At 58.2% G+C, this 16,312-nt stretch carries 10 protein-coding genes; 7 read left to right on the plus strand and 3 right to left on the minus strand.

Translation table 11 applies throughout. The features are described 5' to 3' along the window. The first annotated feature begins 68 nt into the window (after positions 1–68). The 3 genes from D8U70_RS03150 to D8U70_RS03160 all read left to right on the plus strand — a co-directional run bounded on the left by D8U70_RS03150 (position 69) and on the right by D8U70_RS03160 (position 2,818). Positions 69–851: a class II aldolase/adducin family protein gene (locus D8U70_RS03150; RefSeq protein WP_073473740.1), complete on the plus strand. Its 783-nt coding sequence runs from the start codon at positions 69–71 to the stop codon at positions 849–851. After that, complete coding sequence (locus D8U70_RS03155) at positions 851–1,753, plus strand: alpha/beta hydrolase (protein WP_122750880.1); 903 nt, start codon at positions 851–853, stop codon at positions 1,751–1,753. Before D8U70_RS03150 ends, D8U70_RS03155 begins: the two co-directional genes overlap by 1 nt. Before the next feature lie 153 nt (positions 1,754–1,906). Further along, positions 1,907–2,818 (plus strand): SDR family oxidoreductase, encoded by a 912-nt coding sequence (locus tag D8U70_RS03160; RefSeq protein WP_056782986.1) that lies wholly within the window; start codon positions 1,907–1,909, stop codon positions 2,816–2,818. A gap of 41 nt (positions 2,819–2,859) precedes the next feature. Here the strand turns inward: D8U70_RS03160 and D8U70_RS03165 are convergent, their stop codons facing one another. Further along, complete coding sequence (locus D8U70_RS03165; protein WP_122508245.1) at positions 2,860–3,117, minus strand: immunity protein; 258 nt, start codon at positions 3,115–3,117, stop codon at positions 2,860–2,862. Beyond that, positions 3,114–5,267, minus strand: coding sequence for an S-type pyocin domain-containing protein (locus D8U70_RS03170; protein WP_241664632.1), 2,154 nt, complete (start codon positions 5,265–5,267; stop codon positions 3,114–3,116). The genes D8U70_RS03165 and D8U70_RS03170 overlap by 4 nt, the downstream gene beginning before the upstream one ends. A 680-nt stretch (positions 5,268–5,947) precedes the next feature. Here D8U70_RS03170 and D8U70_RS03175 point away from each other — a divergent pair. The 4 genes from D8U70_RS03175 to D8U70_RS03190 all read left to right on the plus strand — a co-directional run bounded on the left by D8U70_RS03175 (position 5,948) and on the right by D8U70_RS03190 (position 15,442). Continuing rightward, positions 5,948–7,741, plus strand: a complete 1,794-nt coding sequence (locus D8U70_RS03175; RefSeq protein ID WP_038860649.1) for a DUF1302 domain-containing protein — start codon at positions 5,948–5,950, stop codon at positions 7,739–7,741. Between the two features lie 23 nt (positions 7,742–7,764). After that, positions 7,765–9,132 carry a DUF1329 domain-containing protein gene (locus D8U70_RS03180; RefSeq protein ID WP_016771641.1) on the plus strand — a complete coding sequence of 456 codons (1,368 nt, stop codon included), beginning with the start codon at positions 7,765–7,767 and terminating at the stop codon, positions 9,130–9,132. A 138-nt stretch (positions 9,133–9,270) separates the two neighbouring features. Beyond that, positions 9,271–11,826, plus strand: a complete 2,556-nt coding sequence (locus D8U70_RS03185) for a LuxR C-terminal-related transcriptional regulator (protein WP_130928276.1) — start codon at positions 9,271–9,273, stop codon at positions 11,824–11,826. A gap of 151 nt (positions 11,827–11,977) precedes the next feature. Then, positions 11,978–15,442 (plus strand): DUF6543 domain-containing protein, encoded by a 3,465-nt coding sequence (locus D8U70_RS03190; RefSeq protein WP_130928277.1) that lies wholly within the window; start codon positions 11,978–11,980, stop codon positions 15,440–15,442. Between the two features lie 27 nt (positions 15,443–15,469). On the opposite strand, the gene D8U70_RS03195 is transcribed toward D8U70_RS03190, so the two are convergent. Then, the gene (locus D8U70_RS03195) at positions 15,470–16,249 is read right to left on the minus strand and encodes an IclR family transcriptional regulator (RefSeq protein ID WP_130928278.1); all 780 of its coding nucleotides are present in this window, start codon (positions 16,247–16,249) and stop codon (positions 15,470–15,472) included. Positions 16,250–16,312: the final 63 nt, after the last annotated feature.

A 16,312-nucleotide genomic window follows, 5' to 3' on the forward strand; every position in this document is an offset into this window, starting at 1 on the left:
ACGCGATGCCCTGCGCCTGACTAGACTGCTGACACGAGCAGAACAAGAAGAACGCAGAGGTGCATACAGTGAGCGTAGCCCCCGTCCAATCGTCGCCGAACGTCAAAGATCAGGTCAGCGCTGCCGAGTGGCAGACCCGCGTCGATCTTGCCGCCTGTTATCGCTTGGTCGCGCTGCACGGCTGGGACGATCTGATCTTCACGCATATCTCGGCCAAGGTGCCCGGCACCGAAGATTTCCTGATCAATCCGTTTGGCCTGATGTTCCACGAGATCACCGCTTCGAGCCTGGTGAAAGTCGATCAGGCCGGCAACAAACTCATGGACAGCCCGTACGAAATCAACCCCGCCGGTTACACCATTCACAGCGCCGTCCACGAAGTGCGCCACGATGTGGTTTGCGTGCTGCATACGCACACTGCGTCAGGCGTTGCGGTGTCGGCGCAAAGGCAGGGGGTGCTGCCGATCAGTCAACAGTCACTGTTTGTGTTGTCGAGCCTGGCCTATCACGCCTACGAGGGCGTGGCCCTGAACCATGAAGAAAAGGCGCGCCTGCAAGCCGACCTCGGCGACAACAATTTCCTCATGCTGAACAACCACGGTCTGCTGACTTGTGGCGGCACTATTGCCGATACGTTTCTGATGATGTTCACCTTCCAGCGAGCCTGCGACATTCAGGTCATGGCGCAGACGGGAGGTGCCGAACTGATCGCCATCGAACCGCAGATTCTCGCCGGCGCCAAGGCAATGATTGCCGGCGTCACCAAGAGCGCGCAGGGCATGGGCGGCGCGCTGGCGTGGCCGGCGCTGTTGCGCAAACTCGATCTTCAAGACCCGGGGTATAAATTCTAATGCCGCTCGCCGAGATTCCTCTGAGTGTCTGGCGCAAGCGCAGCCGGACATTCGTTTTTCATGGCCAGTCGATCCGCTACTGGACAGTCGGGCAGGGTGAGCCGCTGCTGTTGATTCACGGTTTTCCCACCGCCAGTTGGGATTGGCATTACCTGTGGCAGCCACTGGCGCAGCGTTATCAGGTGATCGCCTGCGACATGCTCGGTTTCGGCGATTCGGCAAAACCGCGCAATCACACCTACAGCCTGCTGGAACAGGCCGATCTGCAACAGGCGCTGCTCGCCCATCTGCAGGTTGAACAAGCGGTGCATATTCTCGCTCACGACTACGGCGACAGCGTCGCTCAGGAACTGCTCGCGCGGCATTACGAAAAACGCATCGAAGTTGCCAGTTGCGTGTTCCTTAATGGCGGTCTGTTTCCGGAAACCCATCGTCCGCTGCTGATGCAGAAACTGCTGCTCAGCCCGATTGGCTGGCTGCTTGGCCGCGCCTTCAGCCGTGAGGCGCTGGTCAAAGGTTTCCGGCAGATCTTCGGCCCGCAGACCCAGCCATCTGAAAGCGAACTGGATGATTACTGGAGCCTGGTCGACAGCAACCATGGCCCGCGCATCCTGCACAAATTGATCACTTACATTCCTGAGCGCCGGGTGCAGCGCGAGCGCTGGGTGGCGGCCATGCAGCGTGGTGATATCCCTTTGCGGGTCATTGACGGTGCAGTCGATCCGATCTCCGGCGTGCACATGGTCGAGCGTTATCGCGAATTGATCCCCGATCCGGACACTGTGCTGCTGCCGGGCATCGGCCACTATCCGCAAACCGAGGCGCCGGCGCTGGTGCTCAAGCACTATCTGGCGTTTCGCGATCGTCTGGTATTGCCTCCACGCAAAGTGGCGTGCTCCTGATTCTCGCCGAGAGCACAGGCTCTCGGCGACCGGACACTCGATCATCCCTCAGCCTTATCGCGCACCATTCAGCCGCAGCCGGGTTCGTTGTGACCCAAAGCGTCGTGCCTGACACTCAGGTTCATTACCTCTTGGCCTGCTGGAGTTGCCGCGATGAATGAACCTGTGCGTTTCGAAGATAAAGTCGTGATTGTCACCGGCGCCGGTGGCGGCCTCGGGCGTGCCCATGCGCTGCTGTTCGCCAGACAGGGCGCCAAGGTGCTGGTCAACGATCTCGGTGGCTCGACGCAGGGCGAGGGCGCCAACGCTTCGGCTGCCGACCGCGTAGTGGCGGAAATCCGTGAGGCTGGCGGTATTGCCGAAGCCAACCACGACTCGGTGACTGACGGCGACAAACTGGTACAGAACGCCCTCGATGCCTTCGGCCGCGTCGACGTCGTGGTGAACAACGCCGGGATCCTGCGCGACAAGTCATTTCACAAGATGGACGACGCCGATTGGGATCTGGTCTATCGCGTCCATGTTGAAGGCGCCTACAAAGTTACCCGTGCTGCCTGGCCGCATCTGCGCGAGCAAAACTACGGTCGCGTGATTTTCACTGCGTCGACTTCTGGCATTTACGGCAATTTCGGTCAGTCCAACTACGGCATGGCCAAACTCGGGCTTTACGGGTTGACCCGAACGCTGGCGATCGAAGGGCGCAAGAACAACATTCTGGTCAACGCCATCGCCCCGACCGGCGGCACGCGCATGACCGAGGGCCTGATCCCGCCGCAAGTATTCGAGCAACTGAAGCCGGAACTGGTCAGCCCGCTGGTGGTGTACCTGGCCAGCGAGCAATGCCAGGAAACGTCCGGCCTGTTCGAAGTCGGCGGCGGCTGGATGGGCAAGGTGCGCTGGGAACGCAGCCTCGGTGCCGGCTTCGATCCGCGCGAGGGGTTCTCGCCAGAGGATGTGGCGGCGCACTGGCAGCAGATTTGTGATTTCGAAGGCGCGGCGCATCCGAAGGACAATATTGAAGCATTGAAGGAAATGATGGCGAATTTGCAGAAGTATTCGATTTGAGTGAAGAGGCCACCAGGCTCAGGCTTGGTGGCCTCGTGAATTCATGAGTATCTACGTTCAGTAATAAACTTCGGCGCCTTCCAATTTGGTCCCTTGATTGGAATTGGACCATCACCATTTGCCAGCACGCCTTCTTTGAAAAGTTGTGCATATGTCGTTAATAGCTCGCCGCTCGCGATAAGCTCGAATTTATATCGCCCAATCATTCTATCCAAGGATGGGTATGCCATGCCGATGCCGAAAGCCGTCAGTACATCAGCAATTGGTTCGTGCTTGAGAATTTCTTCGATAGGAATCATTGGCCTGTTCCTTTAAGCAATTGTTCATATATGCGTTGCATTTGCTTGTTTCCCGCCCGCAGCGCGTCAGGTGAATAAAGGACATGATCCTCGCTTCCGAGCTTGAAGTCCTCCAGCGTGGCGGTATGGGCATTATTCCAGGCGGGAGATCCGTTTTCGGGCTTGAAGTCATCGCTAAGTCCCATCGCTCGAAATCTTTCCAGTTCACGAATCTCATGTGTGTAATAACGTAAGTCCGTATCAGTAAGCTCCCAGTGGCCGCTTAAGATCTTTTCCAGCCGCTGAATCATGATGTCGTTGGCGTCTGATTGATCGAGCCGACCGATGTGCAGTTTTACCAAGTCTATACCTGACTTTGTAATAACCGCCGTACGCCAATCCAGATCGAGAATCGCTCCTCCCGCCGCCTCTGGATTGAAGTAGCGGCCGCTGTATTTGCCTCTGACTGAAGCTCCTTCATAGGGATTGCTGAACACCACATACAGCGGTGCAATCCCGGAGTCATCAGGGAATACGATAATGAATCTCTCCCAGCCTTCGACGAGGATCGGGTTCAGGTCCAGTCGTCCTTCAAGCGGAAGAATCGGAGCCCCCGAGTACGCGGATGGTCTTTTCCCAAAGATGGGCAATTCAGTCGAGCTGTCTTGCGGTGAAATGGCGGGGGTCCATGTCAGGAAGTCAGTGGGAGAATCCGGTAACGCGACTTCATAAACATCATTGAGCGAGTCATACGCTGCATTCAGGACAGGGATGCTTGAGCGAATATGAAAGTCATCGTTGGTCGCAACAAAGATTTGTACACCGGCATCGATTTGCCGGGCGCCCAAGCCGATATGCATCTCAAATATGCCCCGTTGATCAGCAATTTCACGCAATGCTCCCGCGGGTTCCGACGATAATTCAGCAAGTGGAACGCTCACCACAAACCGCTCGCCGTTGCCCAAGCGTGATGGCATGAGCAGCGCCGCAAACCCGACCAATGCCGGACTGCTCAACAGCGCGGGGCCGCCCGCTTCGAGTGTATGCAGGGCGGTACGCAGCGCTGCGAGAATTGACGAGGATTTTTCCGGACTCAGTACAGCAGCGACTGACGCAAATGAAAAAGCCGGACCAGTCGTTGCCTGCGCGCCGGATGCGGGAAATTCACGCTGAGTTTCGGGTGTTTCCACCCGCTGATCGCGCGATTGCTTTTCGCGTTCAGCCTGGAGGTTCTCTCTTTGGCGCTGAGCCTCTGCCAGTGCCTCCAACCGAGCGCGCTCCGCTGCCTGCTGTCGTTGCGCAGCTCGCGCCGCAAGCCTTGCTTGTTCTGACTCCAGACGCCTTGCTTCTGTCCTTGCCGCCTGTTGAATGCGCGCACGGATTCGTTGTCGCTTGGCCTCGGCGACTGCCATTTGGCGCTTTTGCTCGGCATCTGTTTGCGCTACCTGCTCCCGGCGCACCGCTTCGGCAATGTCACGCTGGCGCTGTTGCTCAGCGGCAATGTGGGCACGTTCTGCAGCTTGGCGTTGTGCCTCTGCCGCTGCCGCCTGGGCCTGATCCTGGGCTTGTACGGTGGCCAGCCAATTGAGTACGCCAGCCTGTTGCTGGTTGAGCAGCGCCAATGTCTGGCCCAGCAGCCGCGCTTCGTGGGCGGCCCGAAAGGACTCGCTCCACAACGCTCTGCTGCGGACCGCTGCGCCATGCGCGCGCCGATTGGCCGATGCCTGATTCAGGTAATCCTTGAAGGTTTTTCCCAGTGGATCGCTGCCATAAAAGCGGTTGGCGATGGCAGTCTGCCGTTGAAACTCGGCGCTCTTGCGTTGAATCAAGGTGTTCCTGACGCCCACTTCGCGGGCCAGTGCTGCGGCCGGTGGCAGAGGATTGGTCGGTCCTTCCAGCCTGGTCGCCGCCAGTTCGACCTCAATGGTTTGGGGAATAGAGGCGGTTCTTGCGTTGAATTCCTGTTCCACGGCGACTTGCGTTTCATGCATCAATTCACGCGTCTGCGGATTGGCGCCGGCAGGGCCGAACATGCCGCTGTAGGAGTAATTCATGTCGCGTTCTTTGAATGGTTCGAAGCCATCAGGACCGAATTCCCTGATATGTACTGGATCCAGTTCTAAAGGTGGAGGCTTTGGCATATTCATGTCCTTTTGAATGTGCGTTTTCACTCGCTCGAAAAGTGCGCACGGGTGGCGATGACGTCCGTGTCACCAGCGAATGGTTGAGGTGTTTCAAGTTACCTCAGAGTGGCGGTAATCAAATCCGAGAAGCCCGTCAGTAACAGGGCGTTATGTCGAAAGGGTTTTCACGGGTTTTTATCGGTGCAGAGGGAATTCGTCCGAGCTTCGAAGAAATGTCTGACGCGCTGATCGGAAGCTTTGCCGAACCGCTATCCAGCCTTTTTAAACGCCCATAAAAAAGGCCGCTGCAAACGCAGCGGCCAAGGTAAGACGTTGGATCAAGGAGCTACAAATCAACGTCAGTGAACACCGGGGCGGTAAACCGAAAACATCGATTTATCCAGAATCTGTAGCCAGTCGCTCGCGATTCAGCGTAGCGGGCTTTGCGCTTTGCGGCGTGTGCCGGGAAAGCGCGCTCAGAATAAGGTCTCAAGCCTGTAGGAAAAATACCGATTCCAGACATGCACTGTTACGGGGCGCGCAACAGTGGGGTGCCCATGAATGGCGCTGATGATGCGCCATCCAGCCAGCCCATGAACCGCTCAAGGCCCCGCCGTGCAAGGCCATTCATCCTTTCGAGCGACAACGCAAATACCTCCTTGGTGCGCTTATCGACCGCAGCGACCGGCAGTAGGGTGGGGCCTTCTGTCACTCACCGGGGAAGACGCATGACAAAAACAACAATGCGCGCCATCTTCACACCGCAGGCGCTTGCCGCTGCGGTGGCTCTGGGTTGCGGCGCCCAGGCGCACGCGGTCGCCTTCAACATCGGCGAAATCGAAGGCACCTTCGACTCGTCACTTTCGGTCGGCGCGAGCTGGGGCCTGCGCGATGCCGACAGTTCGCTGGTCGGCACGGTAAATGGCGGCAGCGGACAATCGTCCACCGGTGATGACGGGCGGCTGAATTTCAAGAAGGGCGAAACCTTCTCGAAAATCTTCAAGGGTATCCACGACCTCGAACTGAAGTACGGCGATACCGGCGTGTTCGTGCGGGGCAAATACTGGTACGACTTCGAACTCAAGGACGAAGACCGCGAGTTCAAACAGATCAGCGACAGTGGCCGCAAGGAAGGCGCCAAGTCTTCCGGCGCGCAGATCCTCGATGCTTTCGTCTATCACAACTACGCCATCGCTGATTTGCCCGGCACTGTGCGGGCCGGCAAGCAGGTGGTGAGCTGGGGCGAAAGTACCTTTATCGGCAACTCGATCAACAGCATCAACCCGGTTGACGTCTCAGCATTTCGCCGTCCCGGTGCCGAGATCAAGGAAGGCCTGATTCCGGTGAACATGCTGTTTGGTTCGCAGAGCCTGACCGACAAACTTTCGGTCGAAGGCTTCTACCAACTGGAGTGGGACCAGACCGTTCTCGACAACTGCGGCACCTTCTTTGGCGTCGACGTCGCGGCGGATGGTTGCAACAACGGCTACACCGTCGGCAGTCCGGCGGTGGCGCCACTGGTGCCGCTGACCACCGCGTTCGGCCAAGGCATCCAGGTCACCCGCGAGGGCGTGGTGATCCCCCGTGGCGGTGATCGCGATGCGCGCGATTCCGGGCAGTGGGGCACGGCGCTGCGCTGGCTCGGCGAAGACACCGAGTACGGCCTCTACTTCATGAACTACCACAGCCGTACGCCGACGGTCGGCACCACCACGGCGGGGCTGTCGACACTGGCGGCATTGCCAGGCATGGTCGGCATTGCCAACGGCCTCGCGCCTGGCAGCGGTGCGGGGCTGGCGCAAAGCGTGATGCTCGGGCGCGGTCAGTATTACCTCGAATATCCGGAAGACATTCGTCTGTACGGCGCGAGTTTCTCCACCACTCTGCCCACCGGCACCGCGTGGACCGGCGAGGTCAGCTACCGGCCGAACGCGCCGGTGCAGGTCAACACCAACGACCTGACCCTGGCGCTGGTCAACCCGATTGCCGGCGGCACCGCATCGCCACTCGCTACTTCGCCGGGTGCCGACAACAAAGGCTACCGGCGCAAGGAAGTCACGCAAATCCAGAGCACCCTCACGCACTTCTTCGATCAGGTGCTCGGCGCCGAACGTTTGACTGTGGTCGGCGAAGCGGCGGTGGTGCATGTCGGTGGTCTGGAGTCCCGCAGTGAGCTGCGTTACGGCCGTGATTCGGTCTACGGTCAGTACGGATTCGGCGGCGATACCGACGGCTTCGTCACCTCGACTTCGTGGGGCTATCGCGCCCGGGCGATTCTCGATTACGCCAACGTCATCGGCGGGATCAACCTCAAGCCCAACCTGTCGTGGTCCCATGACGTCGCCGGTTACGGCCCCAACGGTCTGTTCAACGAAGGTGCGAAAGCCATCAGCTTCGGCGTCGATGCCGACTACCGCAACACCTACACCGCAAGCCTGAGTTACACCGACTTTTTCGGTGGCGACTACAACGTCCTCGAAGACCGTGACTTCGTGGCCCTGAGCTTCGGCGTGAACTTCTGATCTGCCCGAGAAGGATGACTGCAATGCGCAAAACGATTCTGCAATGTGGCGTGCTGGCCTTGAGTCTGCTGGCCGCCAACGTGATGGCGGCGGTGTCGCCGGACGAAGCGAACAAACTCGGCACCAGCCTGACCCCGCTCGGCGCCGAGAAGGCCGGTAATGCGGACGGTTCGATTCCGGCCTGGACCGGCGGCATCCCGAAAAACGCCGGTGCGGTGGACAGCAAGGGCTTTCTCGCCGACCCGTTTGCCAACGAAAAACCGTTGTTCACCATCACCGCCGCGAACGTCGAGCAGTACAAAAGCAAGCTCTCCGATGGCCAGGTGGCGATGTTCAAACGCTACCCGGAAACCTACAAGATCCCGGTCTACCCGACCCACCGCACCGTGGGTGCGCCAGCGGAAATCTACGAGTCGGCCAAGCGCAGCGCGCTGAACGTCAACGCGATCAACGATGGCAACGGCCTGGCCAATTTCACTGGCAATCGCTACTACGCTTTCCCGATTCCGAAGAACGGCGTCGAGGTGCTGTGGAACCACATCACCCGCTACCACGGTGGCAATCTGCGGCGGATCATCACCCAAGTCACGCCGCAGACCAACGGCAGTTACACGCCGATCCGCTTCGAAGAAGAGATCGCCGTGCCGCAATTGATGAAAGACATCGACCCGGATAAAGCCGCCAACGTGCTGACCTTCTTCAAGCAATCGGTGACCGCCCCGGCGCGGCTGGCCGGTAACGTGCTGCTGGTGCACGAAACCCTCGATCAGGTGAAGGAACCGCGTCTGGCGTGGATCTATAACGCCGGTCAACGCCGGGTCCGGCGCGCACCGCAAGTGGCCTATGACGGCCCGGGTACAGCGGCCGATGGCCTGAGGACTTCCGACAACTTCGACATGTTCTCCGGAGCGCCGGATCGCTATGACTGGAAACTGGTCGGCAAGAAGGAAATGTACATTCCCTACAACAGCTACAAACTCGACTCGCCGAAGCTCAAGTACGACGACATCGTCAAGGCCGGGCACATCAATCAGGACCTGACCCGTTACGAACTGCACCGCGTCTGGGAAGTGATCGGCACGGTGAAACCGAACGAGCGGCACATCTACGCCAAGCGCCACATGTACATCGACGAGGACAGCTGGCAAGTGGCACTGGCCGATCACTACGACGGTCGCGGGCAACTGTGGCGCGTCGCCGAAGGTCACGCCCAGTACTACTACGATCATCAGGCCCAGGCTTACACGCTGGAAGCGCTCTACGACATCATTGCCGGCCGCTACATTGCGTTGGGCATGAAGAACGAAGAGAAGCACAGCTTCGAATTCGGCTTCGAAGCCAAGGCTGCCGATTACACTCCGTCGGCCCTGCGCGCCGAGGGCGTGCGGTAACGGGTCTGCTGCACCGCTGGACAAAAGGCGACCGCACGGTCGCCTTTTTTATGGCCATCGATCAGCGTGCTGAATACTCGTCAACAAGGGCGCGGGAGAGGGCTAGGGTGAGCGCACAACGATAAGAAGGCTCACCCGATGACCGCCATGACCCCGTGCCTGGATCGACCCGGATTTTTGCCCAGGCTTTCTTCGCATCATCAACCTCGCAGCCGTTTGAGCGCACCTTTGCTGGCATCCAGCGCGCGGGTGAAGCTGTTGTGCGCGCCCGCGGGCAGTGGCAAAACCGCACTGCTCACCGAATGTCTTCTTCAGGCGCGTGCAGATTGCGAGGCAATCTGGCTGCCGCTGGCGGGAGCGGCGCTCAGCACTGAAGAATTCTGCCTGCGTCTGACGCGGGCGCTCGGGCTGGTCGAAGGCCTTGATGATACGCAGCTGATGGCGGAGCTGGCCCATTGGTCGAGGCCGACGTCGCTGTTTATCGACGATTACAGTCGGCTGCCGGATCCGGCTGTGGATGCTCTGCTGGATCGCTTGCTGGCGGTCAGCAGCCCGGCGCTCACCTGGTGGGTCAGCACTCGCCGCCGGCCGCAGTGCAACTGGCCGCGGCTGTTGCTCGATGACGAACTCTACGAATTCGAAAGCGCCAGCCTGGCGCTGACTCACGATGAAGTGGTATCGGTGCTGCACCATTTGCCGCCAGACCAGGCCGAGCGTGTCGCTGCCCGTATCATCCAGCGTACCGGCGGCTGGTGCGCGGGGGCGCGCATGGCGCTCCTGCAAAAGTGCGACTGGTCGCAAAACCTGCAGCCGCAGCAGCGTGTCGACACTCTGCTCGATTATCTGCAGCACGAACTCTTCAGCAACCTGACCCCGGAGCAGGACGAGGCATGGCGTGTGCTGGCTCACCTGCCACGGTTCAACGCGCCGTTATGCGAGCATTTGTTCGGCCCTGGCGAAGGCGCTCAGCTGCTGCGTGATCTGCAAGTGCTCGGCTGCTTCATCGAGCCTTGGCAAGCGTCCGCTGACTGGCTCCAGGTGTTCCGCCCGCTGTCGCGAATCATCCAGGAGTCGCACTGGCCGTGTGCGCGTTCCTGGCACCGGCGCGCCTGTCAGTGGTTCAGCGCGACGCAGGATTGGCGAGCGGCGTTCGAGCAAGCGTTGTTGGCCGAGGAATACGAAACTGCCGTCAGCCTGTTGCAGCATTTCGGCTTCGAAGACTTGTTCGAAGACCAGACGGTCGTCCTGCTGTTGCGTTTGCACGAGCAGCAAAGCCAGCAGCTGACCCTGATGACACCCCAGCTGATCGTGCTGGTCACGGGCGCCTTATTGTTTGCCGGCCGGTTCGAACAGGCCGGGCAATGCCTGGCTCATCTCGGCCGCTTCATGCCACAACCGACAGCGCAGCTGGAGCAGCAACTGCTGGCCCGCTGGCAGGCGCAACAGGGATGGCTGTTTCACCTGCAAGGGCAAATGGAGCCGGCACGCGCCTGCTTTCAGGAGGCGTTGTCTGCGCTGGCTGACGAGGCCTGGCAGGCCCGTGTGATGTGCCTGTCGGGACTGACCCAGCAGGCGTTGCTGTGCGGTGAGCTCGATCAGGCCCATGCCCTCAACCGCGAGGCGCTGTGCCTGGCGCGGGCTCACGGCTCGTTGCTGTTCGAAGGCTTGCTTGAGCTTGACCATGCGCAATGGCTCGAGCAGCGAGGCGCGCCTTTGCGTGCGGAAAGCCTGCTGGTGGAGATCGAGCACTTGCTGCGTCAACGCAGCATGGTGCCCACGCCGCTGCTCGGCCGTATCGCCCTGCGACGCGGACGACTGGCGCTGTGCATGGGCCTTGAAGAGCAGGCTGCGCAGCTGTTCAGCCAAGGCCTTGAAGATTGCCTGCGCAGTGCAGACAAACGAGTCTTGTATGGTTATCTGGGGCAGGCGCAACTGGCCGGCAATCGCGGTGATTATGCCTGTGCTTTCGAGCGCCTGCGCGAGGCCGAAAGGGTCATGCAGCAGCGGCAGATTCCCGATACGGTCTATCGCGGGGTTGTGTTGCAGGTCAGCAGCCAGTTCTGGTTGCAGCAGGGCCGACCGCATCTTGTCCAAGAAGCGTTGAGCCGACTGTTACGGCATTACCGGGGACCTTCTGCGTTGCAGGCGCCACCCGCGACGTTCGAGCTGATTATCCGCATCGAATACCTGCTGGCCTGCGCGAATGCGCAATCGGACCCGGACGAAACCGCTCTGCCCACTATTGAGCGATTGTTGAAGCGCGCTCAGGCCAAGGGCATGTTGGCGGCAGAAACAGAGTTGCTGCTGGCCTTCGCCCAGTTGGCCGAATCGAACGGTGATGCGGTGGCGGCGCAGCAAGCTTTCCAGCGAGCCGCAATGCTGGCGGAGCGCTGCCGGTTGCAGCAAGCCATGCGCGAGTGGGAATTACGCCGAGGCAGCACCGGCACGGCGTCTGGCAAGCAGATTCCTGTCTGGCTGAGCGATAACGCTGATCACGCCCCGGGCCTCAGTCGACGCGAGCGCGAAGTGCTGACATTGATTGCTCAAGGTGCTTCGAATCAGCAAGTTGCCGAACAACTGTTTATTTCATTGCATACAGTAAAAACCCATGCGCGACGTATTAACGGAAAGTTGGGTGTGGAGCGCAGAACCCAAGCGGTGGCAAAAGCAAAGTTGATGGGGATACTGATTTAGGTTGTGAGGTTTTGCAGTACAAAGGATTGCATTTGTTTGTTGGCATGTTTTGTAAATTGTTCGCCCTTCAAGTTGCCTGGAAAAGAAACTACCTTGCAACTATCTACAGTGGCTGTGTTCGCAGCTCTGGATAGTCAAGTAAGGAAAAGATGTGGTCAAGTTATATAAAAGTCTGATGCGTGGTTCTTTGGGTGAGCAACTTACCTGGCCTGAAGAGTGGGAAAAGGCAATCCAGGCAAAAGAAGATCTTTTCAAGATCGTCGACGCCATGCCGAGCGTGCTGGATATTCTTCGTAGCATGCTTGGCAGTGAATTGAAGCGTTTGGGCAAGACAATCGATATTGACAAGGTTTATATCAATACAGACTCGGCTTTTCCTGATAATGGAAGTCGCCCTTCTGGCACTCTTTGGGAAGTGACTGTTCATTGTCTTGATAATAATGTCAGCCCCGCTTACATAATGGGCGGTGATGGGGTTTATTCTCTGCCGGACACCCGGAATGAGCAGTTCAAAGTCAGTGCTCTCAATGTCCTTATTGTCGAGGATCTGATTGCTGCGGTGATCACCGGGTTGCAAAAGACATTGCAAACCGAGATCGCAAAGTTCTGGGCGGCGCCAGCCAGGTCCATGCGACCGGACACGGCACCGTTGACCAATAAGCAGGCTTTCATCGAAGCCTGCGCCGTGGTCACCAGTGCAGAGCTTTCGCTGTCGGTCATGGCCAACAATTTTGACGCCTGGTTGGGCGAGCGATTCGCTCATCTGCTTGAAGCAGATGGCGGTCGCGCAGCGTTTGAAGTCAGGCTGCAACCTGAACAGGATTACCTGCTGTCGCTTCAGCCTTGTTTCGTTCTGGACAACGCCGAGCGTGCGGATGCAGAAATGCCGCTGGTGAATGAGTCAACCTCTTATCTCCTGCATACGCCGGAAAACGGCTTTGAATTTTTTGAAAAAAATATCGATCTGCATAGCAAACTTCAGCAGCGACTGTCCCTGGGTGGAGACCAGATCAGGTATCTGAAAGCTGCGCAAAGTCCTCATGCATTTTGTGCCGAGGCTCACCTCAAGGGTCAGCTTGAAAGTGTTTCACTCTTGATCGGTGGCCAGGAACAACTGGCAAAACCGCTGACTTCCATGCTGCAGGACAATCAAGGCCTGCATGTGCTGCGTTACGGCATCGAAACCCGCTTCTATCTGCTGTGGGCTGCATTGAAACGCACCGATTGGCCGCTATGGCTGCATGCCGCGGGTAGCGATATGCAACAGCGCTATAGCGAGCTTGAAGAGTCGCGGGATCAATACCAGGCTGTCTACTCAAACACCTTCGATGCATGTTTTTCATTCAAGGATTATGTAGTGCGCACATTCGCCGAATGGGCGGACAGGGTACTTGGTGAACAACTGGATCCGGAATCGATAAGTGTCCATAGCTCGTACAGTCTGCAAATTGCCGGGCGTACTATCGAACAGGAAGAAACCCGAACGCTGACGGAGTTTATTGTTTTCGGGCTGCACGACACTGGTTATAAAGCGGCTCTGACTATAATCGGCGCTCCCGCCGGAAGTCGGTTGACGGCAGTAGCGCTTGAACAGTGGCTGGAAAATCGTAACCTGCGACTGGAATTTACCGGCAGTCTTGCATACTCGCCCTCGGTGGCTTACCAAGAGGCTTATCGCAACTATCTCTGCAGTCAGATGGAGTTCGCGGCTTTTGTTGCTCGTCACTCCGGGAAACTGGATTCCACTGATGCCAATATCATCGCGCGGGCCATGGCCAATGATCCTGCGGTGACGGTTCAGGGAATGCGAATCCGATCCCAGGTGCCGGCGTTGAAAGAGGTCCTGATCATTTCGGCCCGAGAGTATGTACCGTCGCTGATGTTGATCAAAACGCCTGCCGGTGAATTCGAACTGCATAAATTTGCCGATATCTACGCGGCAAACCGCTGGCTGGAGTCGGCGTTGTCCGCTGATCGTGAATACGCTGCATTGCTGATCCATCCGGACTATCTGCACGAAGCGGGTGAGTTGCTCGGCAGCGCTCGTACACAACTGAGCTATCGCTATACGCTCGATAGCCGACCGGTTGATCTCGGCCTGAATCCCAAAGCACAGCTGGCTGATTACGCAAATGCCGCTTACCGCGCCGAAGTTGCCTTGCACAAGGCCATTGCACCGGCCGGTTATCGAGCACTTGGCGTCGAGGGCCGCAAGCGCTATTCGCGTCTGAGCACCGAATTCAAGGCACTGTCCATGGTTGATGCGCGAGACAATGGTTTTCCGACATTCGAGCAATTCACTTATGACTCGGTGAAAGCTCAGATCGAAGACATTTTGCGTTCGCGTGGCAGTAACGTTTCGGTCGATCCCGACCAGATCATTGTGCAAACCGAAGACTTTCGTAAGAGCGTTACCGACGTTTTGCTTGAAGGACTCGCTTTTGAAGCGGCGCACCCGTCCTACGAAACGAAATTCAGCCCGAAATACTATTTGGTCAACGGCCATCCCATCGTTGAAAAACTGGATATCCGCGACCTTTCCTCGCTGTCGAAAACATTCCGACCCGGCGACAGATATACCGCGATGCTGAAAGAGCAATATCAGAACAAGGCCCATCCTGATCACTCATTCAAACGCGCTGTACACGCCCGGAAAATCCGTTGTGAGATGTACCGCAATGCGTTTGCCGACTTTACCAACGGCAGATTAACCACTGAATCTTTCTCTGCTGTCCAACGGGTTATCGACAATCTGAAAGAAGGTGGCGGCTATCCATCAATCGTCAATAGCGTCTCCGAAGGCGACATCGGGCTGTATAAATTCAACATCGGCACGCTGGGTCTGACGGCTGCCGGGGACCGTACAGTGGGTGGCGTTTATATTTTTCGACTGAAGTTATCGTCAGGTTTCTTCGACTTGCTCTATACGCCTGACGCGCCGGATCAAGTCAGCTTCCGGCCGATCGCTGAGTTCATTCCTTCGATTCGTTTTCGGAAAGGCCCGTTCAGGACCTACTACAGCGAGCGGATACTGCTGATTGACCAGAAAGTGATCAATGATTACTTCGATAATCTGGTCGCAACGGTTGATACCCGACCGGTCATTCGCACGCAGCAGCGTTCGTTACTGCCCGATCTGTTCACTTTTCACGACGAGCGAGTGCGCCGTCTACTGAGTGACATCGACGAACGGACCACCAGTCTCAATGAAATAATTGCCGCCCTGGTTTATGAAAACCTGTTGAAGGCCGCAAATATCGTCAGCCTGGTGGTGCCACCCGTAGGCCCTGTGGTGGTGGCTGTGCAGGTGATGAAAAGCATCTACGACGCGTCGCAGTCGCACCGACGGGGTGATTATTCCGCCGCGCTGGGGCATGTGCAGGATGTATTGAGCGGACTGCTGACATTGGGTCAGGCTGCAGCGGCGGGGGCGCCGGTTAAAGAACTTACCCGTGCGCAACGCTCGTTTCTAAGTCTGTTTGAAGACGCCCGCACGGTTGCGGAACTCGTAACGTATTACACCGGCCATGAAGACCCCGCCGATGAGCTGATCGGTTTCTTCAAGTCACTGATGCAAGAGGGTGACAGCGCATTGAGCAAGACCACGGTGCGTTGAGTCGTTTCGAGCGCACATAAGCATTACTTAACTTTCGTAACCCATGCGCCAACTCACGGCCCGCGTCGCAGCCAACAACCGCTGCGCCGCCGGGCCGTTTTCGTCGGCGTGGAACAGCGAGGTCGGGCCGACGATGGTCAGCACCGCAGCGATCTGCCCGATCGCGTTGAACACTGGCGCAGACAGCGCATCCACACCCGGCATCAACAAACCATGCACGTGATGCAGACCGCGTTCGCGGATCTGTTCACACAGCGCTGCATAGGCTGTTTCATCCTTGAGCGGATGCTCCGCGACAGCGATTTCCTGCTCGCGCAATTCATCGGTTTCCCGGTGCGGCAGGTAAGCGCTGAACACCAGCCCGGTGGACGAACTGAGCAGCGGCAGCACCGAACCCAATTGCGTCACCACCGTCACCGCGCGCACCGCCGGTTCGATATGCACCACGGTTGCGCCCTGATTGCCCCACACCGCGAGGAAGCAGGTTTCGTTGAGTTCATCGCGCAACTCGGACAACGGCAGGGCGGCGACCTTCAGCACGTCCATGCTGTTGAGTGCGGCCAGGCCCACCCGCAGCGCTTCGCGACCGAGGCCGTAATGGTTGGTGGCGGCGTTCTGTTCGGCAAATCCCGAAGCAATCAACGCCTGCAGATAGCGATGCACCTTGCTCGCCGGCATCTGCACGTGTTCGGCCAGACGCGACAGCGAAGTCGACGGTGACAACTCGGCCAAAGCCTTGAGGATGTCGGTGCCGACCTCGGCGGAGCGGACTTTCTGTTTGCCGTTGCTGTCGCTGGTTTTTTCCATGGGGCTGGCGGTTCCGGTTCGAATGGGCGTCTTTATAGCTTGACGCTGGATAGCGAGCAAATT

The sequence above is a fragment of the Pseudomonas sp. Sample_20 genome, from assembly GCF_004307585.1.
Classification (GTDB): Bacteria; Pseudomonadota; Gammaproteobacteria; order Pseudomonadales; family Pseudomonadaceae; genus Aquipseudomonas; species Aquipseudomonas atacamensis.